Source organism: Methylophaga sp. F7 (genome assembly GCF_056863975.1).
The window spans coordinates 798,575-823,401 of record NZ_CM166511.1 but is presented as its reverse complement, the minus strand read 5'-3'; the positions used below and the strand labels follow the sequence as shown (position 1 = coordinate 823,401).

Here is a 24,827-nt window from a genome sequence, read left to right as displayed (position 1 = left end):
CAGAAAATCAAAGCGCAGATGCTAGCACTTTGTAGCTGTTTTATGAATATTCATTATATTTGTCCGCCCGGCCTTTGACTTTATCAACCGGATATTTAGCCGCATTTTTGTGCATTTTACGTTGTATGGCCTGTTCAATATCGATATTCAGATCATGACAAAGGTAGATCAGATATACAGCAACATCGGCTATTTCATCTTCCAGAGCTTCACGTTTATCAGTCTCCAGCATTTGCTTAATTTCGGTATTGTTACGCCATTGAAACCATTCCAGCAGTTCAGCCGCTTCGATGGATAATGAAATCGCTATATCTTTAGGATTATGAAACTGTTCCCAGTCTCGTTCACGACGGAATTCAATTAGCTGTTTTAATAAATCGGCATTAATCATCTGCAAGAAACCTGTTTACCTGCTGAATAAAAATATCGGGTTTTTCGGTATGCACCCAGTGTCCGGCACCATCAATCACCACATGTTCTGCCTGAGGATAAAGTGTCTTAATATGCTGCCAATCTTTGTCAGTTACATAATCAGACTTTCCCCCACTGATAAACAGTGTCGGTGTTTTCACAGGATCATCTGGTTCTACACTTTGGAGCAAACCCGGATAACTGCAAAATAAAGCCTGCAAATTAATACGCCAGCTAAACCCTTGATCGCCTTTTTGCATATTCAGCAACAGAAACTGACGCACCATAGGATCAGGCAGTGTATCCGCCAGGGCCTCACTCGCTTCTGTTCGCGATGAAAATTTTGACAGATCTAATGCCATTAAAGCTTTGAAAATAATACTATGCTCATCAGGATATTGGCGAGGAGCAATATCAACAACAATAAGTCTGCGGACACGGTCAGCAAACATTTGGGCAAATTGCATCGCTGTTTTTCCACCAAGCGAATGTCCCATAAGATCGATTGTTGATAACTCTAATTCATCCAGTAAATTCAGCAGATCTTCTGCCATTAATTCAAAAGTTTGCTGTGGATGATGAAAGGATTGCCCATGATTACGTAGATCAACACTGATAACCTGTCGCTCTGCAGATAAAGCTGAGGCGATGCTACGCCAGTTATCTGATGAACCGAATAAACCATGCAGGATAACTAATGGCTGACCTTGCTCAGTAGATTGATAGTGTAATCTCATAGTGACTCACGTTAACACGTTATAATGTGTGATTGAAAAATTTGGAGAGAGTGAACGTGGACGAAGCAATATTAATGATTCTGGTCAAACAATATGCCGATCGTTTTGGCATAACCTTCAGTTCAAAAAATTTGGACGATGAAGTGAAAAAACAGCAATTAGTGAGTTTGATGCAGGAAGCATTAGCGGGTAAGCGTGGTCCTGTGACTGATGCGGACTTAAGCTAACAAAACACCCTTAGCATTTTGCTAAGGGTGTTTTTTTATTCAGTTTAGATTTTTTCGAACACCAGACAGGCGTTGGTTCCGCCAAAGCCGAAACTATTGGACATTACGGCCTTAAGATCGGCATTATCTTTACGATCCAGCACAATTGGCATGCCCTGAGCCTGTTCATCCAGATTATCAATATTGGCAGAAGCAGCCACAAAATCATTTTCCAACATCAGTAGACTATAGATAGCTTCCTGTACGCCAGCAGCGCCTAGAGAATGTCCGGAAAGTGATTTAGTTGAACCTACCAGTGGTATCTGTGTTTCCGCAAACACCTTTTTAATCGCACCTAATTCAGCCAAATCACCGACCGGTGTACTGGTGCCATGCGCATTGATATAGTCAACTTTGCTATTACGCATGGTCGACATGGCCATTTCCATACAACGTTGTGCGCCTTCACCAGAAGGAGCCACCATGTCATAACCATCAGAAGTGGCTGCATATCCCGTCAGTTCTGCGTAAATTTTGGCTCCACGCGCTTTGGCATGTTCATATTCTTCCAGAACTAAAACGCCTCCACCGCCAGCAATAACAAACCCATCACGATCGGTATCGTATGCACGGGAAGCCTTTTCGGGCGTATCGTTATATTTGGTAGATAAAGCACCCATCGCATCGAACAATGAGCTCATGGTCCAGTGTTCTTCTTCCGCACCACCAGCAAACACAACATCCTGTTTGCCAAGCTGAATTTGCTCCATAGCATTACCGATGCAATGGGCACTCGTGGCACAGGCCGAAGACATCGAATAGTTAATGCCTTTGATTTTGAAAGGAGTTGCCAGACAGGCGGAAGTGGTACTTCCCATAACCTGAGTGACACGATAAGGACCAACCCGTTTCAGGCCTTTTTCGCGGAGAATATCCGCTGCTTCAACCTGATTGGAAGAAGATGCACCACCGGAGCCCATCACCAACCCTGTTTTAGGATTGGAAACATCGCTTTCGCTTAAGCCTGCATCCTGAATCGCATGTTTCATTGCGATATAGGCATACGCGGCCGCATCCCCCATAAACCGCAACACTTTACGATCAATAAATTCTTTAAAATCAATATCAAAAAACCCCGCTACATGGCTTCGAAATCCCATATCAGCATATTGCTGTTTAAAGCGGATACCAGAACGTCCGGTGCGAAGTGATTCGGTAACGGTGGCGAGATCCAACCCCAGACAAGAGGTGATCCCCATACCTGTAACAACTACACGTCTCATTGTCTTGTCCTAAAAGTTGTCAGTTGAAGTAAACAGACCAACTCGTAAATCTTTGGCGAAGTAGATATCGCGACCATCTACCGATACTGTGCCATCTGCAATGGCCAATACCAGCTTGCGTGAAATTACTCGTTTCAAATCAATACGGTAAGTCACTTTTTTGGCAGTAGGTAATACTTGGCCGGTGAATTTTACTTCACCTGAGCCCAGCGCTCTTCCTCTGCCGGGATTACCATCCCACGCCAGAAAAAGCCTAGTAGCTGCCACATGGCATCTAAGCCCAGGCAACCCGGCATAACGGGATCTCCCGGAAAATGGCATTTAAAAAACCATAAATCCGGATGAATATCCAGTTCAGCAATGATTTCACCTTTCCCATAGGCGCCACCATCATTTGAAATATGACTGATGCGATCCATCATCAGCATATTCGGTACTGGCAGTTGGGCATTACCCGGGCCAAACATTTCTCCATGGCCACACTGCAAGAGTTCCTCGAAGGAAAAAGATGATTGCTTACTCATGAAATTCTAAAATAACCCTACAAATTAAGCACGACATAATAGCATGATAGTTTGAATGCAGAAAAAGATGCAGCTATCAACGCACTGGTTCTAATAAAAAGCCATACCCTACGGCATGGCTTATCGATTTTATTGAGCTGTGGAGAATGATTATTTACGGTTATCAGCAACTGTGGTTGCAGCAGCAGGCGCAATTATCTCAAGACTTTCCAGTAATAATCCAATACTGTTGAGCACCCGATACATCGTAAAAATTTCATCATATTGAGCATTCGTCAGTGCAATTCGCGCACGGAACAATTCATTCTCGGAATCCAGCAAATCCAGTAATGTGCGCTGTCCAAAGTTAAATTGTTGCTGATAGGCATCGCGGGTTTTTTCAGCTGCTGCAGCATATTCTTCAAAGTATGACATTTGCCTGCGTACTGTTTCCAGAGCATTCCATGATAAACGGACACTCTGCTCCACCTGACGGTGCGTATTATTGCGAATTTCAGCCGCCTGGTTAATCAGAAAAGCCGTCTCTTCACGTCTTGCCTTATCTTTTCCACCATTCAGCAGATTGTAGCGTAGTCTGAACATGGCTGTGACGTCTTTATCAGTGCCTCTAACCCCATCAATATCATGGTCATTACGAGTGCCTAATTCAAAATCAACACGCGGTAAAAAAGCAGCTTTGGTAACGTCATGTTGTGCATTAGCCGAAGCGACATCAGCTTGAGCAGAACGTAAGGTTGGATGATTCTGAATAGCGATATTGACCGCTTCTTCCACTGTCATTGGCAAAAACGGTTCAGGTGACGGGGGCTGTGACAATGAGGATGGCGCTTCGCCAACGACACGTAAATAATTGGTTTCGGCATCCCGCAAATTGCTTTGCTCAGCCATTAAATTGGTTTCCGCTAATGCCAGGCGGCCCAAACTCTGATCCATGTCTGCCCGACGTCCTACGCCACGTTCGCTGCGTAAGGTAATCTGATCATGGGTACGCAGATGAGATTCCAGATTGGTTTGCGCTAATTCCACCAATTTCTGCCGACGCAACACATTAAGATAAGCTTCTGTCGCCTCTAAAGCAGTGTTTTCAGCCACACTATAAACTGAATGTGCTCGTGAATCGGTTCTGGCTTTTTGACGTTCAACCTCATTTTTGGTCAGGCTGCCATCATAAAGCATTTGCCGCAGATTCAAACTGGCTTCATCACGATTTAAATGAATCTCACCGTCACCACGGTTACGGGAAGCTGGATTATCAGTTGACTCCCAACCGGTTCCGAGCCCCAAATCAATTGTTGGGAAATAACCTGCCTGTGCCTGATCAATTTCTTTGGAAACCGCCTGACGCTCACTGATTGAAGCCAAAACATCCGGATTGGTTTTCAGCGTGGTGTGAATTGCTTCCTGTAATGTATCAGCTTGCACAAAGCTAGAGCAGAGCAATGATGGGATTAAAAAAAGCGCTTTGTTCATATTCTTTTCCTAGTTCAAAGCAGTAATTAGTATTCTTTATCAAGGGTCACTACCGATTACAGCTTCTCCCCCTAGGTAATACTTACTAGTCCATTACCGGCCGATTGTAGTCAAAACAGTTCAAATACACAATCTGCTCTATCTAAGATCCCTAAAGACGATAGCCAGAGAAAGACGATCCGGTAAACCCATTTTCTGAAAAATGGTCGTTAAGTGGGCTTTCACTGTTCTTTCAGTGATATTCATATTTCGAGCAATCATTTTGTTGGTCGCACCATGACTCACCATTTTGGCCACTTCCAATTCTTTTGGAGAAAGTGTTTCTGCTGCTTTACGCTGTTTTTCACTCACTTCAGGAATATGACTTATTTCATCTATGAGTCCGGATATCACATGACGCTCGACCCAGACTTCACCATTCAAAATCAACAGCAGAGCTTCTTGTAGTTTGCTCATCGGCAGATTTTGATTGAAATAACCACGAGCGCCCTGCTTCAAGGCTGCTATTTGTACCGGGATTGGCCGTGGAGGGCCAATCACCAGAATTCTGCTATCCGGGCAGAGCTTTTTGAGTTCACTGATAACATGATCAGGATTGTCATCCAGCAGAAATTGATGACAAAGTACCAATTCTGCTGTTTGTTTTTTTAATGCGTCTAGTAAACCGTTAATATCCTTATAAAGGCTAACGTCGTACAAAGCTGGCAATGCATCAGTTATGACACGCGCCACATCCGTATCTGCAGTAGCCAGATAAAGACTTTTTTCAGTCTCTGTAATTACTGTCATCGTTCAACCTTAGCCTCAACGCTCTCTCAACGCTTCATTTTTTGCTTTCAGTATGGGCTTTAATAAGTAATCAAGCACGGTTTTTTCACCCGTCAGAATATCTACGGTCACTGTCATGCCCGGAATAATTCCTAATTCGCCCATACTACTTTTTATAAAATTTTGTTCAGTGCGTAAATAGATAAGATAAAAACTTTCATCTTCTTCATTAGTGATTGTATCCGCACTGATACGTACCAGCTTTGCCTCTAGCCCACCATAAATGGAAAAGTCATACGCTGTAAACTTTATTATCGCTTCCTGGCCTGGTCTTAAAAAAGCAATATCTGCCGGTCGTATCTGAGCTTCGATAAGCAAATTATCTTCTAAAGGAACAATTTCCACCAGATCCATACCTGGCTGAATGACCCCACCGATAGTATTGATCATCAAACGTTTGATGGTGCCTTTCATTGGCGAACGTACATTCGTCCGGGTCACCCGATCTTTTAATGCCGATACAGATTCTTCGGTGCGTGCCATTTCAGCACGCACCTCACTGAGCTCTCTTGCCGCTTCAGACTCAAACCGGGTAACCGCTTCATTTATTTTCTGCTGAACTTCATCAATCGAAGAGCGAATACGCGGAATCGCCAGACGATTCGACTCCATTTCACCTTTCAGATCATTGACGGTACGTTTCAGTCTCAATATCTCAACTTCTGACATGACGCCGGCGGCCAGAAGAGGTTCGGACATTTGTAATTCCTGATTACTCAACTCAAAACTGCGACTGAGCTGCTGTTGCTTGGCCTGTTTTTCAACCAGTTCCTGTCGGCGCTGTTCAGCTTGTCTTTTTAAAACATCAATTGTGCTTTGCAATTGTAATTGTCGGGATTGATATAATCCCCGCTCTTCTGCAGCGAGCTCCGGTTGATTGATCATCAGTTCATCGGGAAGCTCCAATGGCTTGCCCTCACTTTCGGCACTCAATCTCGCCGTTCTGGCCACCAACTCCCAGTAAGTTAATTTTGATTCACGAAAAGATGATGAAAAACGTGTGTCATCAATTTTTAACAGCACATCGCCTTTTTCAACCATTTGTCCTTCACTCACCAGAACATCCGCCAGAATGCCGCCTTCGAGATTTTGAATTATCTGAACTTTGCTGGAGGGAACTACTTTTCCCTGCCCCCGTGTGACTTCATCAATTTCTGCAACACTCGCCCACCATAAAGCAATGCCTATAAAAGCTGCGATCAGCAATAATAGAATATGCCCTCCCCAATGGGTTGAGGCCATCGTTGCCGCACTGATTTCAGACATGAAATTGACATCGTCATTATTTTTTTAAACCAGGCCATCCAATTACCCTTTCGAAACCCGGATATGTCCGCTCTTTAACGCAGCAAGAATTTGTTCACGTGGCCCATCGGCTACTAAATTACCCTGATCCATCACTAACACACGATCCACCAGGCTTAATAAAGAGGCACGATGTGTAACCAGAATAAGCGATTTATCTTTGATAATTTCACCCAGTTTGGTTTTAAAGCGTTCTTCACTACTGTTATCCATGGAATTGGTTGGCTCATCCAAAACCAACACGGGAGGATCCAGTAATAAAGCCCGCGCCACGGCAATACTCTGACGCTGTCCACCGGAAAGGCCTTCACCGCGCTCACCGACAGGCATATCAAACCCTGATGGATGCCGATTGATGAATTCAGTCACGCCGGCTATTTCAGCTGCCCGCAATACCGCAGCATCATCAGCAAAGGGAGCCCCCAAAGCGATATTGTCGCGCACGCTACCATAGAACAGCATGACATCTTGAGGAACATAGCCGACAGAACGGCGTAAATCAATTGGATCAATCTGTCGCAGATCGGTCTCATCCAGAAGCACTGCACCCTCGGCAGGTTCATATAAACCCAGAATCAATTTCTCTATCGAACTTTTCCCGGAACCGATTCTGCCGATAATGGCAACTTTTTCACCCGGTTTAATTTTAAAGGAAACATCACTTAATGCGTCTATTGCCTGCTCTGGGTAGCGGAAGCTGACTTGTTTGAATTCAATACCACCCTGGAATTTCTCACGATGCAAAAATTCCCGACCACTGGGACGTTCAACCGGTAAATTCATCATATTGTTCAATGAACTTAATGCGGCTTTTGAATGATGAAAACGCGTTAAAATGCCTGCCAGCTGACCCATTGGAGCCAGCGCTCTGCCTGCCAGTATGGTGCTGGCAATCAATGCCCCCATGCTGATTTCATTCTCACTGATTTTGTACACCCCATAAACCACCACAGCAATAGTGGTCATTTGCTGAACAAAACTGGTTAAGTTTACTGCTGCTGATGACAGCAATTTGGCCCGTTGACTATATTTGGAAATGGAGCCTGCAGTTTGTTCCCATTTACGTTGTAATGGACTCTCTGCCCCCAGACTTTTGATCGTTTCAAGGCCGGTCAATGTTTCTATAAGGGTGGCGCTTTTTTGTCCCGCGTGACGAAATAACTGCTTAATTGCCCGACCTAACGGGATCTGGATGATTAAACTAATCAAAATTGTAATGGGAATAACCGCCAACGGAATATAGGCTAAATCGCCCGCAATCATCCATATAACGGCAATAAACAAAAAGGTAAACGGCAAATCAATCAACGTGGCAAGCGTGGCGGAAGTAAAAAAGTCACGAAATGACTCAAACTCTTGCATGCTATTAGCAAAGTTACCCACTGAATTGGGCCGAGCAGCCATTTTAATGCCCAGTACTTTTTCAAAAATCGTGGCTGATAAAATAACGTCTGCTTTTTTGCCGGCAACATCAATAAAGTATCCACGTAAAGTACGTAGTAACAAATCAAACACAAACACAATCGCCAGACCAATCGCCAACACCCATAATGTTGCCAGCGCATTGTTGGGCACGACCCGGTCATAAACATTCATCACAAACAGCGGTGAAGCTATGGCAAATAAGTTGACCAGAATTGAAGCCACGAATACTTCGCTATAGATTGGCCAATAGCGTGTCAGTGTTCCCCAGAACCAGTGTTTGGCGCGAGGTATAGCCGAGTTTTCACTGCGGTTATCAAAATGCTGTACTGCTCTTATAAAAATAGCGTAGCCAGTGTAATACTGCTGTAGTTCGTTCAATTCCACGACAGTTTCAGCGTCGCCGTTTTCCGGATAAATAACCGTAGCATCTTTGCCGTTTAGCTTCAGCAAAATACAGGCATTGCCATCATTCAGAAGCAATACTGCCGGTAGTACCAATGGAGAAATTTTACGTAGCGGACGTTTGATAACTTTTGAGGAAAGACCTGCCCGTTCAGCGGCTCTGGAAAACAATTCTGGAGATAGTCGGTTATCCACTAGAGGAAGGCCAGCTACCATTGAATCAGGGCTGTGAGGTTTTCGTAAAAGTTTGGTAAGAACCGTAAGACAAGCTAATAGCGGATCATCATGTGTCAGATAAGCCGAGTCAGCTTTCCATTGCCGATCTTGTTCTTGTTCAGTGGTTGCTTGATTTTCCATTTAATCCGACGACGCTACCCAACTCAAAATGTGATGAGTTTCACAGTTTTTTCTTTACTGTAAACCTATGACCGCTTACTCTTTCCAAAGGTAGCATATCAAGAATAATCGGGAACAATAAGATGGTATACGTCGATCGCGATGAAAAGGGGCACATAATTGGGGTTTTTAATTCCCCCCAGAGCGATGATAGTCAATACATCTCTCCACAAGCACCCGAATTAGTTGATTTTCTTGGTCAATCGAATCGCCATGAAGACATTCAAACGATCCTTACAGCCTCAGATATGGCGATGGTAAGGGTTATTGAAGATCTGGTGAACACGCTGATAGACAAAGGGGTGATTTTATTTACTGACTTGCCTGAAGCAGCGCAGCAAAAATTAGTTCAGCGTGAAAAAATTCGCCATCATCTTAGTTCATTGGAAAATTTAATGAACGAAGATGAAGGCTTGCTCTAGAGCTTGTTTATCTTTCATATCCACCACTGCTGGAGGCTATCTTTTCGTCTCAAAAGACCGCGCTGAAAGATAAACAACTACTAGTGCTTAAATGAAGCTATCTCTTTTTAGCCCGACTGGCTATTATTCGCTTGCGTTTTTCCTGTGGATTCTCTGCCGGCTTCTTCCGCTCTCTAAACGGATTATCACTGGTCTTGAACTCAATCATCACCGGTGTTCCCTGCAATTTGAGTGCAGTACGGAAATAATTTTCCAAATAACGTCGATAGCTGTTTGGCGTCGCTTCTGTCTGATTACCATGGATAATGATACGGGGAGGATTTTTACCACCTAAATGAGCATAACGGTATTTAATCCGGCGTCCGTTAACTAATGGTGGTTGATGATCGGCAACAGCCTCTTCCAATACTCTGGTCAATTGTGGCGTAGGTATTTTAGCTAAGGCAGAGCCATACGCTGTTTTTACAGATTTAAGTAATAAGCCAACACCACTGCCATGCAAAGCCGAAATGAAATGCGTTTTGGCAAAACTCAAAAACGGCAGACGACGCTCAATATTGGTGGCAACCCACTCACGTTCCTGTTTCTCGAGACCATCCCATTTATTGACTGCGATAACCACAGCGCGGCCACTTTCGATAATCAGCCCAGCCAGATGCAGATCCTGATCCACAACACCCTGGTGCGCATCTAACACTAACAAAACCACATTAGCCGCCTCGATTGCTTGCAGCGTTTTTACAATGCTGAATTTTTCAAGGGCTTCGGAGACCTTGGAACGGCGTCTGACACCTGCAGTATCGATTAGGATGTATTTTGTGCCATCTTTTTCAAATGGAATATAGATACTGTCGCGAGTTGTACCCGGCTCATCAAAAGCCACAACCCGATCTTCACCAAGCAGACGATTCACCAAGGTTGATTTACCAACATTGGGGCGACCAACTACTGCAAGACGAATATCCCCAGAGGTATCTTCCTCTGACTCTTCTTCATCAGTTTCCACAATTCGAATGGCGGGTAACTCGCGCATCAGGGAATTCATTAAATTACTGATACCACGTCCCTGAGTCGCGGAAATGACTTCCGGTTCACCCAGCCCAAGTCGATAAAAATCTGCTGCAGCCAGCTCTTTCTGTTCGCTTTCAGTTTTATTGATAACCAGTAAAACCGGCTTACCAACGTTGCGTAACTGTTTTGCTATCAATTCATCAGCGGGGACAACACCGGTTTTGCCATCAACTACAAATAGAATCAGATCGGCTTCAACAATCGCCAGTTCAGCCTGTTTGCGCATCAGGTCTGACATATCGTCACCCTGTACCGTCAAACCACCTGTATCGATAAGAATGAATTCCGCTTCATCATGACGCGCATTGCCGTATATCCGATCACGGGTCAAACCGGCATGATCCGCCACCAACGCATTGCGCGTCTTGGTCAGACGATTAAATAACGTCGATTTGCCAACATTCGGCCGTCCAACAAGAGCAATAACAGGTTTCACAGTTAGGGAATCCGAATGGCGGAAAGCTTGCCGCCTGTAGTCATGACATAAAGCACACCATCACGAACGATGGGTTGGCTGCGAATAGGATCTTTATCCAGTCTTTGACGAGCAACAAAACGGCCATCGGAACGTGCTACCCAGTGTAAATAACCTTCAAAGTCACCTACCACCACATTTTCACCGGCAATAACTGGCGCGGTAATGCTTCGTCGTAGCAATAATGTCTGACGCCATAAAGAATCACCAGACCCGTCAGCGATCGACCATAGATAACTTTGATCATCACTCACATAAACAGCCTCTGTTGACGCCACTGCAATACCAGTAGCAGAAGACATTTCTCTGTCCCACAGGGTTTGTCCGGTATCCGTATCCATTACCGCTAAATTACCCTGAAAAGCGACAACGTAAATCATGCCGTTTTGGATCACCGGATCGGCATCGATATCGACCAAACGCTCTAACTCAGTCCGACCGCTTGGCACCGCGACACTTTTTTCCCAGATGACTTTGCCATCGTTGAGAGAGAGTGCAACTAACTTACCGTTATCATAACCAGCAAATACTGTTTGTCCGTCAATCACCGGAGCACTGACCCCTCGAAGACTCAAAAGTGGTACGGCGCGTTGATAATTCCACAGAATATTGCCGCTGCTTGCCGAAATCGCTGTTAAACGTCCATCTGCCGTTCTCACAACAACGCTATCGCCACCCACTTTTGCCGGGGCAAGGACTTCACTACTGAGACGCTGACGCCAAAGTTCATCACCGGTGCTGTCATCCAAAGCGACTACTTCTCCACTCTGAGAACCAACAACAATAAGACCTTCTCCGCCACCAACACCCGCCGCAACAGGCATATCTAATTTGCTGCGCCATTCGCGTCGGCCATTTTCAATATTATGACTGCGAACATCACCTTCATGATCCACCGTAACAATGGAGTCACCTTGAATCCATGGAGCAAGATTTGAATAAGCCGTTCCAGCACCATCACCAGTACCGGTTGACCAGAGGGTTTTGGGTTCGAACTCAACTTGAAATTCAGTGAGTTCAGCTGGAGGAGCTTCGTAGCTGTCAGCCGCAAAGAATTCTTTTACCGTTCCACAACCAGCTAGCACCATCAGAGCAAAGCCAACAACGGTGTTTCTGATTACATTAGCTTTCATTAATAACGGCCACATCATCGCGCTTCATTTCCAGGAGAGTTTTACGAGGGTCATCTGTATCCATACTTGAAATAGATTCGACATAAGCTTCATAGGCCTCTGTTTTATTTTCCTGTGCAAGATAAATATCACCCTTGAGTTCAGCAAATAAAGAAACAAATCCTTCAGAGACAGTTTGTTGAGTCAATTCCAAAGCTTTTGCGTATTCAGCCTGATCAACCAAAAGACGAGCCATACGTAATCTGGCCAAATCTTTCTGGGCATTAAGTTTTGCCTGGTCAACAGTCCACTGCAAATATTCCAATGCCGGTGCAGTTTGATCATTCCGCACTTGTTCAGCAGCAAGCTCCAGCGAGGCAAATGCAGCATATGGAGTAGCAGAATGTGTTTGCATGAGTTCCTGGGTCAGGTCTTCAGCAGCCGTTAAATCAGCATCACTGATATTCATCTGAACTTGTTGGTACATTGCTGCAGCCTGTTCAGTCTTGGCTTGTTGAAAATTAATCCAATAACGACCGCCAAAAATTATTGCAGCACCTAAAACCACACCGGTTACTACTGAACGGCCGTTTTCCCGCCACCAGTTCTTTATCGCTTCGCCTTTTTCATCATCCGATGCGTAGATATCCATCGTTTTCTCCTTGCTTACAGCAATTTAAGGATAGTTAAGCCATCACTTTTTCGTAAGTGAATTAAAGTGCCAGATTATACGTGTTTATCCGCTGATTGTGCTAACCGTGGCATGCACCAGCCAACCGCACCATATAAGTGCTCTAAAACGTAAAACCGCACCATAACAGTTCAATTTATAAGGATTCGCTGAACAACAAAAACCCTAGATGATTGTTTTATATGAATTTGTCTAAATTGGTGCAAGTCTTGCTATTTTGGTGCTTGCTCAACACTAATTATAAGGAAAACTAATTGTGCAAAACGCAAGCGACGTACTTTTTATATTGATAGGCGCCATTATGGTGCTGGCCATGCATGCTGGCTTTGCCTTTCTTGAAGTCGGTACTGTAAGGAAAAAAAATCAGGTTAATGCTTTGGTCAAAATTATCACTGACTTTGGGGTTTCCACTATTGCTTACTTTTTTATCGGCTATGGAATTGCTTATGGTTTGAACTTTTTTGAACCTTCGCCATTACTGACTGAAAACAATGGCTATGCATTGGTGAAATTTTTCTTTTTACTAACATTTGCTGCAGCAATACCTGCCATTGTCTCCGGTGGCATCGCTGAACGGGCAAAATTCAATCCTCAATTGATTGCCACTTTTTTGATTGCTGGGTTTGTTTATCCAATTTTTGAAGGCATTAGCTGGAATGGCTTATTTGGTATTCAGAATTGGCTGGAAAATCAATTTGGCGCGGCCTTTCACGACTTTGCCGGCTCTATCGTTGTGCATGCAGTTGGCGGGTGGATAGCCTTGGCAGCCGTTCTGTTGCTGGGTCCAAGACACGGACGTTATGGCAAGCAAGGCGAAATATATGCTCACCCACCATCAAATATTCCTTTTCTGGCACTGGGGGCATGGATCCTGACCGTAGGCTGGTTTGGTTTTAATGTGATGTCAGCTCAGGAAGTTGAAGGTATCAGCGGGCTGGTGGCGATTAACTCATTAATGGCGATGGTTGGAGGTACCCTGGCAGCATGCTTTATTGGTCGTAATGACCCAGGGTTTGTCCATAATGGTCCACTGGCCGGTTTAGTGGCTATCTGTGCTGGTTCGGACATTATGCACCCCCTTGGTGCATTAGTAACGGGCTCGCTTGCCGGGGCTATTTTTGTCATCACTTTTACCCTGGCACAGAATAAATGGAAAATTGATGACGTTTTAGGTGTGTGGCCACTTCATGGGTTATGTGGCGTATGGGGTGCTATTGCTGCAGGTATTTTCGGGCAGGTCGCCCTCGGCGGTATGGGCGGAGTGAGTCTGGCTTCTCAGTTCATCGGAGCTGCCATTGGTGTTGGTATTGCGTTTACCGGTGGTCTTATTGTCTATGGCGGTTTGAAAGCCATTATGGGACTTCGGTTAAGCGCAGAAGAGGAATTCAATGGGGCAGATTTGAGTATTCATAAAATCAGCTCAACCCCGGCAAACGATTAAGTTTACTTATCAACTCATCATAATCCGGTAGGGAGGAACCTACCGGATTATGCCACCTTGTTGCTTATCCAGAAACTCGATGAAGATTGTTAATTCTTCAGCTTCCTGTTTAATACTATGCAAGCGTTCTCGTGCTTCTTCCATGCGCAAACCTGAACGGTAAACCAGTTTGTACGCCTGACGGATATTTCGAATTTGGGTATCGGTAAAAGCGCGTCTACGCAGGCCTTCAACGTTAATTCCGACGGGTTCAGCCATATGGCCGGAAACAAGGACATAAGGCGGAACATTGCGAGATATAACGCTGCCCATCGCACTAAAACAATGTGATCCGAGATGGTTAAACTGACTCACCAGCGTAAACCCACCGAGAATAACATATTGATCAACTATGACATGTCCCGCCAGAGAGGCATTATTAGCAAATATATTGTCATCGCCGATAATGCAGTCATGGGCAATATGAACATAGGCCATGATCCAGTTATTACTGCCGACTTTAGTAACTCCACCACCCTGCACTGTGCCGCGATTGATGGTCACAGATTCCCGGATCAGATTATTATCACCGATTTCCAGCAGAGTCGGCTCTCCGTGATATTTCTTATCCTGAGGCTCTTCACCAATCGATGAAAACTGAAATATACGATTATTACGACCAATTCTGGTCGGGCCACTTATTACCACATGTGAGGCTATTTCTGTGCCCGAAGCGATTTCGACATTCGCTCCGATAATACTGTATGCACCGATAACTACATCATCAGCAATTTTGGCACTGGGATCGATTAAGGCTGTTTGATGAATCACGAAGGCATTTCTTGGTTAACACACATAATGTCAGCGCTGACTATGATCTCGCCATCAACGGTAGCCTGACCATAAAACTTCCATAAATTACGTTTATTTTTAATCAGCTTTACTTCTAAACGCAACTGATCACCCGGCTCTACAGGTTTTTTAAAGCGTGCATTATCAATACCTGCCAGATAATATAAAGCATCATCTGAACGAAGTTGATCAGCCGTTTTAAAAGCTAACAATCCTGTAGCCTGTGCCAATGCCTCGAGAATCAACACTCCAGGCATGATTACACGTTGTGGAAAGTGACCAGTAAAATGTGGTTCATTGAAAGTGACGTTTTTAATGCCGACCAGATGTTCGCCCGGTATAAATTCAATCACCCTGTCAATCAATAGGAAGGGGTATCGATGTGGCAGTAAGCGTTGAATTTCATGTATGTCAATGGTGTTCAATCTGATTATCCTTTAGGATTTATATTTTTTTGCGTGCAGTAATCTTACGTTGAGACACTGATGCGGTAAAGCCAAGCCAGCCATCCAGCAATGAAAAAACATTACTCCAGCTTGGCCTCCAATTGTTTTATTTTGTCGTTTAATTTTTCAAGTTGTCGGTACCGAATAACATTACGATGCCAATCTCTGGTCGGTTCTGCTGGAATACCTGATGAGTAGGAACCTGATGTCAAAATTGATTTGGTCACCATACTCATACCGGTTATTTGCACGCCATCTGTTATTTCGATATGTCCGGCAATACCTGATCCGCCACCAATGGCACAATTTGATCCAACGTGCGTACTACCTGAAATACCGACACAACCTGCAATAACAGTATGCTCGCCAATAAAGACGTTGTGACCAATTTGGATTTGATTGTCCAGCTTCACACCATTGCTGATAATAGTGTCGTCAATCGCACCACGATCAATCGTCGTATTCGCACCCACTTCGACATCGTTACCGATAATTACTGAACCCACCTGGGGTATCTTCAGCCAGCGACCATTTTCATTTGCAATCCCAAAACCATCTGCACCAATAACCACCCCAGGGTGAATACGGACACGCTCGCCAATATGTACTTTTCGGCACAAAGTAACATTGGCAATCAACCTGCTATCAGCGGCAATGGAAACATTATTTTCGATAACACAGCCAGGACCTATATCGACATTGGCACCGATGTGAACATTGTTGCCGATATAAACTTGTGCTGAGATACGAGCTGAATCCGCTATTTGACAGTTTTCACCAATGACGGCGCTAGAATGGATACCGATAAGAGACTGCTCCTCGGGATATAACAACGAGGCAGCTTTTGCATAAGCAACGTAAGGATCTTTTATGACCAACGCATTCGTCTGAACTTCAGCTAAATCAGCAGGTGTAACAATCACACAACCTGCTGATGTAGATTTAAGATACTGACGATATTTGGTATTTGCCAAAAAACTGATGTCAGTATCCGTTGCATTTTGCAGGGTACCGACACCCGTTATAACTTTGTCTGCATTGCCAACCAGTTTTGCACCAATCTCAGATGCAATTTTTGCTAAAGTCCACACCACATCCAGATTCTTATTTCGCTTTAAGTCTTTCCAGTACTTTAGAAGTTAAATCTGCCTTTTCACTGGCAAAAATAACACCTTGATAAAGCACCAAATCATAGGATTCTTTTTTGGCAAGTTCGACGATGGTTTCAGCGATCTCTTCTTCTAACTTGCGTAATTCTTCATTGCGGCGGATAGACAGGTCTTCACTGTACTCATCCTGTAGACGTTTCAGTTCACGTTGATCATTAATGATCTTGCGCTCCTGAACCTGGCGATCTTCATTACTGAGAACAGCAGCATCACGGTTTAGTTTGTCCTGAGCAGCACGTAATTCTTTGTGTTTGTTCTCGAGTGATTTGCTACGGGTTGAAAATTCTTTTTCCAAACGGGCTAAAGCACGTTCTTTTTGTGGCGATTGATCTAATACAACGCTGGCATTAACCACGCCGATTTTCATTTCTTCAGCAAATACTGGGCTGACCATTAAAGAAGCCAATATAAGGCCAACAATCTTGATGTTTTTCACTCTTAACTCCGATAGTTAAATTAAAATGTCGATCCTAATGAAAACTGGAATACTTCCGTTTCATCATCCGGCTGATCACGCAAAGGAGCAGCAATACTAAACGACATTGCGCCAAATGGTGAAATCCAAATCGCTGATAAGCCGGTTGAATAACGCAGCAAGTCAGCTTCAAAGCTTTGATCGACATCATATACGTTACCCACATCCACGAAGGTGCTCAAGCGGAAAGAGCGTAAAGCTTTTTTCATGAATGGGATGGGGAAAATAATCTCTGCACCGCCGGTGACCATTAAATTACCACCCAAAGGTTGGTCCGCTTCTCTGACACCCAGCGTATTCGCTCTAAAACCTCTTACGCTACGAATACCACCGGCATAAAAGTTCTGGAAGAAAGGAAACTCGTTACTATCACCATAGGCTTTACCGTAGCCAAGGTCCGTGCGCAATGCAAATGTAAAGGTATCACTTAGTGGTGTATACCAGTTATTGCGATAGCGCAGTTTATAATACTGTAAGTCGCCGATAGGTGTGGCAACCTCAGCAGATAGACTTTGTGATAACCCTCTTGTAGGTAATATTGCATTATCACGAGTATCGCTGGACCAACCCAATGTTACCGGAAATGCATGGAAGGAATCACCTTCGGTTTCGATAAAATCATCATAACGGGTAATATCATTATTGCTAGGTACATCCAGTTGGGTGTTTTCATAACCGAAAGCCAGATTAATTCGGTTGTTTTCCGAGATAGGAATACCAAAATTAATGTCACCACCGAATACGTCCGTGGTGTAGTTTGCAATATTCGCTTCGAAGGCGTCGGTTTCACGGTAAAACAGGTTAAAGCCCTGACTGATACCATCTACCGTCGCAAATGGATTGGTATAACCAAAGCTGTAAACAGTATTAACCCGGCTGTTGTTAAAACCGAAGCGAATATGTTTACCACTTCCCATAAAGTTCTTTTGGGTCACATTGGCATTAAAGATAATGCCGTCAGACTGCGAATAACCAATACCCGCTGACAAGCTGCCTGAGGCCATTTCCGTTACATTGAAATCTAGATCGACTTGATCAGACGTTCCGGCAACAGGCAGGGTTTCAACATTTACATCTTCAAAATATCCCAAACGTGAGATACGTTCTCTTGACCGTTCAACATCACCGGTAGAAATCCAGGCAGATTCCTGTTGACGCATTTCCTGACGCAGTACCTCATCACGGGTTTTGCTGTTACCAGAAATATTGATGCGGCGTACATAAGCCCGACGGCCGGGATCAACAAAGAATGTCAGATTAACTTCGCGTGTTTCACGATCAATATCCGGTACTGCATTGACGTTTGCAAAGGCATAACCATCGTTACCCAGTCGATCTGTCAGCCTTTCAGAACTAGAAGTGATGGCTTTTCTGGAAAACACTGAGTTTTTACGGATGGTGACCAGATCAAATAACTCTTCTTCCGGGACAATCAGATTGCCCGCCAACCTAACTTCGTTAATTTTGTAACGTTCGCCCTCTGAAATATTCACCGTAATGAACATCTGCTTTTTATCATCAGAAATCGTTACCTGAGTTGACTCAACTGTAAAATCAACATAACCGCGATCCAGATAAAAAGAACGCAAGGACTCAAGATCAGCTGATAACTTTTGCCGTGAATACTGATTATCTTTGGTTAACGAAGACAACCATCCACCCGTAGTAGATTCAAACTCAGCGAGCAGGTCCTCTTCATCGTATGAGTTATTGCCGACAATGTTGATCTCACCGATCGTCGCTACCACGCCTTCAGCCATATTTATGCGGACGGCTACCCGATTACGCGACAGCGGAGTGACCTCAGAGGTAATATTCACACCATATTTTCCACGACTGAAATACTGACGTTGTAACTCCAGCTCAACCCTTTCCAGCATCGCCTGCTCAAATACCTGACCTTCAGCAAAACCAATCTGACGCAATGATTTCAATAGTTCAGCACTATCCAAATCTTTGTTACCGATAAACTCAATGCTGGAAATCGCCGGGCGTTCACTTACAGTGATCACTAAAACGCCTTCATCACGTTCGACCTGCACATCATTAAAGTATTTTGATTTAAACAGTGAGCGAATGATGCCTCTAACATCATTTTCGGTCAGTTCATCACCAACTTTAACCGGTAAAAAGTTAAAAACGGTACCTGCGGAAATTCGTTGCAGCCCCTCCACCCGGATATCTTTGATAATAAATTCCTCGGCCCAAGCTGCGGAGGATAACAAGATGAGCGTCAATGCTGTGATGATTTGTTTCATTGTTGTTTTACAGTCAGTCAGCCGAAGAAATCGTAAGTGTACCTGCAATGTTTCGATTAGCCAATGAGTCGGACGATGTCATTTGTAAAAGCGAATACCATTAGCAGAAGAATCAGGAATAATCCTATTTTTTGTCCCTGGATTTGTACCGATTCTGGCAAAGGCTTGCCACGAACCCATTCAAAAAAGTACATCAGTAAATGGCCACCATCAAGTACCGGGACTGGAAGTAAATTCAGAATCCCTAAACTGATGCTGATCATTGCCAGAAAACTGATAAACGCAATAAAGCCCTGCTGTGCAGAATCACCGGCAAACTGGGCAATAGCGATAGGACCGCCAAGATTGTCACTGGAAACCGTACCAACCAGCATGCCCCATAAACCACTTAACGTGGTGACACTGAACTGCCAGGTTTGGCTGAAAGCCTGGGGAATCGCCGCCAATGGACCATAACGTAATTCTGATCTTAATTCTGCGGGGATTTCATATCCCTCGGTGTTGACTGCCGCACCTATCCGACCGACATCATTTTCATCTGCAACGGGTGTAATATCGAGCTGTTGAACTTGTCCATCACGAAGAATTTCAATACTCATCTCTTTATCAGCACTGCTTTGAATTAAAGCGACCCAAGCCTGCCAGCTGGATAATTGCTTTCCATTGGCTGAAATTAATTCATCACCCGATTGTAAGCCCGCCCTTTCCGCCGGACTATCAGCCACAATTTCACCCAGTATCGGGGGCATATCGGGTTGCACGGTTTTGATCCCAATCTGACTAAACAGTGATCCAGCATCGTCTAGCCCAAGTTTTGGCAGGGTTAGTTGTTTGGTGGTTTCAATATCAGTACTACAGGTTGTCAGGGTGACTGTTTCACCGGACTGCGCGAACTTCAACCATTGCTGAAACAAGCTATTGACTGTTGGAGTTGCTTTGCCATTGACGGCTATAATTTCTTCACCTGGCATGAGCTGTGCTATCGCAGCTGGAGAGTCAGCTGCTACATCATCAATGATCGGCTTTAAACCGGGCACCCCGATAACCATGATTACCCAATAGGCAAATACTGCAAATAACAGGTTTGCGATAGGTCCGGCAGATACAATTGCAACCCGATTTCGTAACGGTTGGCGATTAAAAGCTTGATCAAGTTCTGCTTCTGCTACTGGCGCTTCCCGTTCATCCAGCATTTTGACATAGCCACCTAATGGCAATGCTGCAATGACAAATTCAGTGCCGTTTTTGAGTTGTTTTGACCAGAGTTTTTGTCCAAAACCAACTGAAAAGCGTAATACTTTCACGCCACATCTTCTTGCCACCCAGTAATGTCCGAATTCATGAATGACCACCAGCAAGCTGAGTGCGATAATAAAAAAGATTAATGATTGCATAAAATCTTCGTCTGCTTTTGGGCAGCCTCTCTGGCCAGCTTATCGGCAGACAAAATCTGTTCCAACGAATCGGCTGATGTTGCTGGAACGCTTTCCAACACGTCCGCGATGACCCTAGCAATATCGGTAAATTTGATTTGCTGTTGCAGAAAAGCTTCTACCGCCACTTCATTTGCTGCGTTAAGAATGGCAGTGCTGGTACCACCGATGTTCAATGCCTTATAGGCCAGCGCCAGACAGGGGAACCGTTCAAAATCTGCAATGGCAAAATCAAGTCTCCCTGCTTTGACCAAATCCAAAGGTTCAACACCTGAATCAATTCGTTCTGGCCAGGCTAAGGTATTGGCAATAGGTGTACGCATATCGGGATTGCCCATCTGCGCCAGCACTGAGCCATCTATGTAATCTACCATTGAATGAATAATACTTTGACGATGCAGAACAACTTCAATCTTGTCACTCGGCATACCAAACAGCCAATGCGCCTCGATAACTTCCAGCCCTTTGTTCATCATGGTGGCTGAATCAACCGAGATTTTTTGCCCCATCGACCAGTTGGGATGGGCTACAGCTTGTTCGGGCGTTACTGCTTCCAAATCAGCAGTATCCCAATCACGAAATGGTCCACCTGACGCGGTCAGAATAATGCGTCGAATACCTTTGTTATCAAACTGATACTGTTGGTTTTCTCCTACTGGCATACATTGCCATATAGCATTGTGCTCACTATCGACAGGAAGCAGAACAGCATTATTTGACTGCACTTCACGCATCAGTAATGCACCACTCATCACCAAGGCTTCTTTGTTTGCCAGCAGGATTCTTTTACCTGTTTTGGCTGCTGCCAGAGTAGGCAGTAATCCAGCAGCGCCCACAATAGCGGCAACCACGATATCCGTTTGTTCAGTACTGGATATTCTTTCCAGAGCTTGCATGCCACTTTGTACTTCAATAGCCACGCCAGCATCATCGAGTTTGGTTTTAAGTTTTTTCGCAGAATCCGGGCATAACATCACTGCAACTGCGGGCTGAAATTGCAGGCATTGCTCAAGTAAAACATCCACTGATTTATTCGCTGCTAGCGCGTAGACCCGGTACTTTTCGGGATGCCGTTTTAACACGTCCAGGGTACTGATTCCAATGGAACCGGTCGATCCCAGAATAGTGACTTGCTGCATCAAAACTGCCCTGTCAACCATAATAATGCGGCAAAGAATGGCACAGCGGCCAGCAGACTATCCACCCGATCCAGCATTCCCCCATGGCCCGGCAGCAGGCTGCCACTATCTTTTATCTGATAACTGCGTTTGAACAGACTTTCAAATAAATCACCACTGACGGAAACCAGGCCAGTTAAAACACTGATAAAAATCCAAAATGGCAGCGATAAAAACTGAGAAATGCCCATAAAATAGGCCAATATGCTCCAAAGCATGACCAGCACTATTGCTCCCATAAGCCCTTCAAGCGTCTTATTGGGACTGATCGCTTTAGCAAGGGCATGTTTACCCCAACGCTTTCCTGCAAAATAACCACCAGTGTCTGCAAGCCATACACTGATTAATACATATAACACCAGCCATGGACCGTTGCCGGCAATACCGTGTAACCAGACGGCACTGTAAACAAATAACAAAGCAACTAGCATGCTGAGTAGATAAGTCACAAATTTATTATGAAAAAGCTTGGCGAGAGAGTTGGGTAATGGCCGGTGGGCAAATAAGACGATGATGAAACTGATCAGTAACCAAAAGACCAGACCACTTAGCAGCATATAATTTATCCCTGCCATCGCTAATAGCGCCAACAGAGCGACAATGAACGACAAACTGGCCAGCACTTTGATGAGCGGTTGTATCTGTGCCATAGAAAGCCATTCCCACATTGCCATCAAGGTCACCACCGTGAGCAATCCAATCATACCTATAGTCGGTAACAGCAAAATTGCCATAATAACTAATGGAATCAACAAAGCGGCAGTTAATAAGCGCTGTTTAAGCATCTTCTTGCCCTGTGAGTTGCTCTGAGGTTCGACCAAACCGACGTTCCCGGCTGGAAAATGAGTCAATCGCATTATCCAGATCCTGAGCATTAAACTCAGGCCACAGTTTGTCGGTAAAATAGAGTTCGGTGTAGGCCAGCTGCCACATCAGAAAGTTACTGATGCGCTGTTCTCCACCCGTACGAATAAACAAATCCGGTTCGGGTAAATCCGCAGTAACCAGGTGGCTGGCAATGACACTTTCGTCAACCTGTTCAGGTTGTAGTTCACCGGATTTAATTTTGAAAGCAATTTGCTGGACCGATTGGGTGATATCCCATCGCCCACCATAGTTAGCCGCAATATTGAGAATCAAACCATCATTTTCTGCGGTTAATGCCGTAGCATCCACAATCTGCTGTTGTAACGCATCTGAAAATCGGCTCAAATCACCAATGATATTTAAACGAATATTATTTTTATGCAGCCGTTTGACCTGGTTATCCAGTGCATGACTGAATAACTCCATCAATAAATTGACTTCTTTGCCAGGTCGACGCCAATTTTCGCTACTGAAGGCAAACAAACTGAGGACTTCTACCCCACTTGCCACGCAGTGTTTGACAATGCCTTCAACCGCTCTGACACCAGCGCGATGCCCCATAAACCTGGGTTGTAAGCGTTTTTTTGCCCAGCGACCATTGCCATCCATAATGATAGCAATGTGTCTGGGAATGGAGCGATTGGAAGACTTCATCAGTTTGGCTAAACCAGAATGGCTTAGACCGCCATTAAATCGGTTTCTTTTTCAGCCAGTACATCATCAATCTGTTTGATAGTGCTATCGGTCAATTTTTGGATAGCTTCTTCAGCGCCACGTTGCTCATCTTCAGAAATTGCTTTTTCTTTCAACAAGTCCTTCAGGCTGCCGTTTGCATCGCGTCGAATATTACGTACCGCAATACGCGCATTTTCAGCTTCAGATTTAGCAACTTTGACCAAATCCTTACGACGCTCTTCTGTTAACGGTGGGATTGGAATACGAATGGTCATGCCTGCACTGTTTGGGTTGACCCCCAAATCAGATGTCATGATCGCTTTTTCAATCACCGCCACCATGTTTTTTTCCCATGGCGCAACTGTGATCGTTCTTGAATCTTCAATGCCGACACTGGCCACCTGACTAAGTGGAACGTCGGAGCCGTAATATGGCACTGAGACATGATCTAATAAACTGGTATGTGCACGCCCTGCACGGATTTTCGCCAGTGCAGTACTCAGAGCGGCAACGCTTTTCTGCATCCGGTCTGCTGCATCTTTTTGAATATCATTAATCATGATTTGTCCTATTTCACCAATGTTCCAACATTTTTACCGTAAAGAATATCTGTCAGATTACCGTACTTATGCACATCAAATACCCGTAATGGCATTTTCTGTTCCTGACACATCACCACTGCTGTGGTATCCATTACACCGAGTCGATTATTGATCACTTCATCATACGATAAAGTGTCATAACGAACTGCGTCTGGATTTTTACGCGGGTCTGCATCATAGACGCCATCAACCTGAGTAGCTTTCAGCATCAGTTCGGCACCAATTTCAACAGCACGCAAACTGGCCGCTGAATCGGTCGTAAAAAATGGATTACCCGTGCCGGCAGCAAAAATGACTACCCGACCTTTTTCCAAATGCCGAATAGCACGACGGCGTAAATAATCTTCGCAAACTTCATGAATACGGATTGCAGACATGACACGACAGAATGTTCCATTACGTTCCAGAGCATCCTGCAGTGCCAGTGCATTTAATACTGTCGCTAACATACCCATATGATCAGCGCTGACTCTATCCATACCACTGGCAGCTAAGCCTGCACCGCGGAAAATATTGCCACCACCGATTACAATACCGAGCTGAACCCCTTGGGCATTCAGCTCGGTTATTTCTTGGGCAAATCGGGAAATCACTTCAGGTTGAATGCCATACTCAGCATTCCCCATTAAAGCCTCACCACTCAGTTTGAGTAAGACGCGCTTATAAACTGGCTGACTTCCCGATTCTGTCATAT

At 44.6% G+C, this 24,827-nt stretch carries 24 protein-coding genes and 1 pseudogene; 3 read left to right on the top strand and 22 right to left on the bottom strand.

Going from position 1 to position 24,827, the window contains the following annotated elements; translation table 11 throughout:
• Positions 1-40 precede the first annotated feature (40 nt).
• Both AC08OG_RS04215 and AC08OG_RS04210 read right to left on the bottom strand, forming a co-directional pair.
• Positions 41-391: a nucleotide pyrophosphohydrolase gene (locus AC08OG_RS04215; RefSeq protein ID WP_482930089.1), complete on the bottom strand. Its 351-nt coding sequence runs from the start codon at positions 389-391 to the stop codon at positions 41-43.
• On the bottom strand, positions 384-1,148 hold the full coding sequence (locus AC08OG_RS04210; protein WP_482930088.1) for an alpha/beta fold hydrolase: 765 nt from the start codon (positions 1,146-1,148) through the stop codon (positions 384-386). Before AC08OG_RS04210 ends, AC08OG_RS04215 begins: the two co-directional genes overlap by 8 nt.
• A gap of 56 nt (positions 1,149-1,204) precedes the next feature.
• Here AC08OG_RS04210 and AC08OG_RS04205 point away from each other — a divergent pair, with 56 nt between their 5' ends.
• The gene (locus AC08OG_RS04205; RefSeq protein ID WP_482930087.1) at positions 1,205-1,375 is read left to right on the top strand and encodes a hypothetical protein; all 171 of its coding nucleotides are present in this window, start codon (positions 1,205-1,207) and stop codon (positions 1,373-1,375) included.
• Positions 1,376-1,419: 44 nt separating this feature from the next.
• Here the strand turns inward: AC08OG_RS04205 and fabB are convergent, their stop codons facing one another.
• From fabB to AC08OG_RS04175, 6 genes and pseudogenes are all read right to left on the bottom strand, one after another.
• Entirely contained in the window at positions 1,420-2,637 is a 1,218-nt protein-coding gene (fabB, locus tag AC08OG_RS04200; protein WP_292358021.1) for a beta-ketoacyl-ACP synthase I, read from the bottom strand.
• A gap of 9 nt (positions 2,638-2,646) precedes the next feature.
• A pseudogene (fabA, locus tag AC08OG_RS04195) lies at positions 2,647-3,104 on the bottom strand (3-hydroxyacyl-[acyl-carrier-protein] dehydratase FabA).
• A 207-nt stretch (positions 3,105-3,311) separates the two neighbouring features.
• Positions 3,312-4,631, bottom strand: coding sequence for a TolC family outer membrane protein (locus tag AC08OG_RS04190; protein WP_292358018.1), 1,320 nt, complete (start codon positions 4,629-4,631; stop codon positions 3,312-3,314).
• A gap of 138 nt (positions 4,632-4,769) precedes the next feature.
• Positions 4,770-5,420 (bottom strand): LuxR C-terminal-related transcriptional regulator, encoded by a 651-nt coding sequence (locus AC08OG_RS04185; protein WP_482930086.1) that lies wholly within the window; start codon positions 5,418-5,420, stop codon positions 4,770-4,772.
• A 15-nt stretch (positions 5,421-5,435) separates the two neighbouring features.
• Positions 5,436-6,725, bottom strand: a complete 1,290-nt coding sequence (locus AC08OG_RS04180) for an HlyD family type I secretion periplasmic adaptor subunit (RefSeq protein ID WP_482930085.1) — start codon at positions 6,723-6,725, stop codon at positions 5,436-5,438.
• 42 nt (positions 6,726-6,767) lie between these two features.
• Complete coding sequence (locus tag AC08OG_RS04175; protein WP_482930084.1) at positions 6,768-8,948, bottom strand: type I secretion system permease/ATPase; 2,181 nt, start codon at positions 8,946-8,948, stop codon at positions 6,768-6,770.
• Positions 8,949-9,070: 122 nt separating this feature from the next.
• Here AC08OG_RS04175 and AC08OG_RS04170 point away from each other — a divergent pair, with 122 nt between their 5' ends.
• Entirely contained in the window at positions 9,071-9,409 is a 339-nt protein-coding gene (locus AC08OG_RS04170; RefSeq protein WP_318989601.1) for a hypothetical protein, read from the top strand.
• Positions 9,410-9,506: 97 nt separating this feature from the next.
• Here AC08OG_RS04170 and der read toward each other — a convergent pair whose 3' ends face one another.
• Genes der through AC08OG_RS04155 form a run of 3 tightly spaced genes read right to left on the bottom strand, consistent with a single transcriptional unit; the run spans position 9,507 to position 12,719 of the window.
• Positions 9,507-10,916 (bottom strand): ribosome biogenesis GTPase Der, encoded by a 1,410-nt coding sequence (gene der, locus AC08OG_RS04165; protein ID WP_482930083.1) that lies wholly within the window; start codon positions 10,914-10,916, stop codon positions 9,507-9,509.
• Between the two features lie 2 nt (positions 10,917-10,918).
• Entirely contained in the window at positions 10,919-12,088 is a 1,170-nt protein-coding gene (gene bamB / locus AC08OG_RS04160; protein ID WP_482930082.1) for an outer membrane protein assembly factor BamB, read from the bottom strand.
• A complete protein-coding gene (locus AC08OG_RS04155; protein ID WP_482930081.1) occupies positions 12,078-12,719 on the bottom strand; it encodes a YfgM family protein in 642 nt (213 codons plus the stop codon). Before AC08OG_RS04155 ends, bamB begins: the two co-directional genes overlap by 11 nt.
• Before the next feature lie 295 nt (positions 12,720-13,014).
• Here AC08OG_RS04155 and AC08OG_RS04150 point away from each other — a divergent pair, with 295 nt between their 5' ends.
• Positions 13,015-14,199 (top strand): ammonium transporter, encoded by a 1,185-nt coding sequence (locus AC08OG_RS04150; protein WP_482930080.1) that lies wholly within the window; start codon positions 13,015-13,017, stop codon positions 14,197-14,199.
• A gap of 39 nt (positions 14,200-14,238) precedes the next feature.
• Here AC08OG_RS04150 and lpxA read toward each other — a convergent pair whose 3' ends face one another.
• From lpxA to pyrH, 11 genes are all read right to left on the bottom strand, one after another.
• The gene (gene lpxA / locus AC08OG_RS04145; protein WP_482930079.1) at positions 14,239-15,009 is read right to left on the bottom strand and encodes an acyl-ACP--UDP-N-acetylglucosamine O-acyltransferase; all 771 of its coding nucleotides are present in this window, start codon (positions 15,007-15,009) and stop codon (positions 14,239-14,241) included.
• Complete coding sequence (gene fabZ, locus AC08OG_RS04140; protein WP_482930078.1) at positions 15,006-15,455, bottom strand: 3-hydroxyacyl-ACP dehydratase FabZ; 450 nt, start codon at positions 15,453-15,455, stop codon at positions 15,006-15,008. Before fabZ ends, lpxA begins: the two co-directional genes overlap by 4 nt.
• Positions 15,456-15,556: 101 nt before the next feature.
• Positions 15,557-16,570, bottom strand: coding sequence for a UDP-3-O-(3-hydroxymyristoyl)glucosamine N-acyltransferase (gene lpxD / locus AC08OG_RS04135; protein WP_482930077.1), 1,014 nt, complete (start codon positions 16,568-16,570; stop codon positions 15,557-15,559).
• A gap of 10 nt (positions 16,571-16,580) precedes the next feature.
• The gene (locus AC08OG_RS04130) at positions 16,581-17,081 is read right to left on the bottom strand and encodes an OmpH/Skp family outer membrane protein (protein ID WP_318989481.1); all 501 of its coding nucleotides are present in this window, start codon (positions 17,079-17,081) and stop codon (positions 16,581-16,583) included.
• 20 nt (positions 17,082-17,101) lie between these two features.
• Complete coding sequence (bamA, locus tag AC08OG_RS04125; RefSeq protein ID WP_482930076.1) at positions 17,102-19,378, bottom strand: outer membrane protein assembly factor BamA; 2,277 nt, start codon at positions 19,376-19,378, stop codon at positions 17,102-17,104.
• 56 nt (positions 19,379-19,434) lie between these two features.
• A complete protein-coding gene (rseP, locus tag AC08OG_RS04120) occupies positions 19,435-20,772 on the bottom strand; it encodes an RIP metalloprotease RseP (RefSeq protein ID WP_482930075.1) in 1,338 nt (445 codons plus the stop codon).
• Positions 20,760-21,950, bottom strand: a complete 1,191-nt coding sequence (gene ispC, locus AC08OG_RS04115) for a 1-deoxy-D-xylulose-5-phosphate reductoisomerase (protein ID WP_482930074.1) — start codon at positions 21,948-21,950, stop codon at positions 20,760-20,762. Before ispC ends, rseP begins: the two co-directional genes overlap by 13 nt.
• The gene (locus AC08OG_RS04110; protein WP_482930073.1) at positions 21,950-22,846 is read right to left on the bottom strand and encodes a phosphatidate cytidylyltransferase; all 897 of its coding nucleotides are present in this window, start codon (positions 22,844-22,846) and stop codon (positions 21,950-21,952) included. The genes ispC and AC08OG_RS04110 overlap by 1 nt, the downstream gene beginning before the upstream one ends.
• Positions 22,767-23,510 carry an isoprenyl transferase gene (locus AC08OG_RS04105; protein ID WP_482930072.1) on the bottom strand — a complete coding sequence of 248 codons (744 nt, stop codon included), beginning with the start codon at positions 23,508-23,510 and terminating at the stop codon, positions 22,767-22,769. Before AC08OG_RS04105 ends, AC08OG_RS04110 begins: the two co-directional genes overlap by 80 nt.
• 23 nt (positions 23,511-23,533) lie before the next feature.
• Entirely contained in the window at positions 23,534-24,091 is a 558-nt protein-coding gene (gene frr / locus AC08OG_RS04100; RefSeq protein WP_292357988.1) for a ribosome recycling factor, read from the bottom strand.
• 8 nt (positions 24,092-24,099) lie between these two features.
• The gene (gene pyrH, locus AC08OG_RS04095; protein ID WP_014706342.1) at positions 24,100-24,825 is read right to left on the bottom strand and encodes a UMP kinase; all 726 of its coding nucleotides are present in this window, start codon (positions 24,823-24,825) and stop codon (positions 24,100-24,102) included.
• Positions 24,826-24,827: the final 2 nt, after the last annotated feature.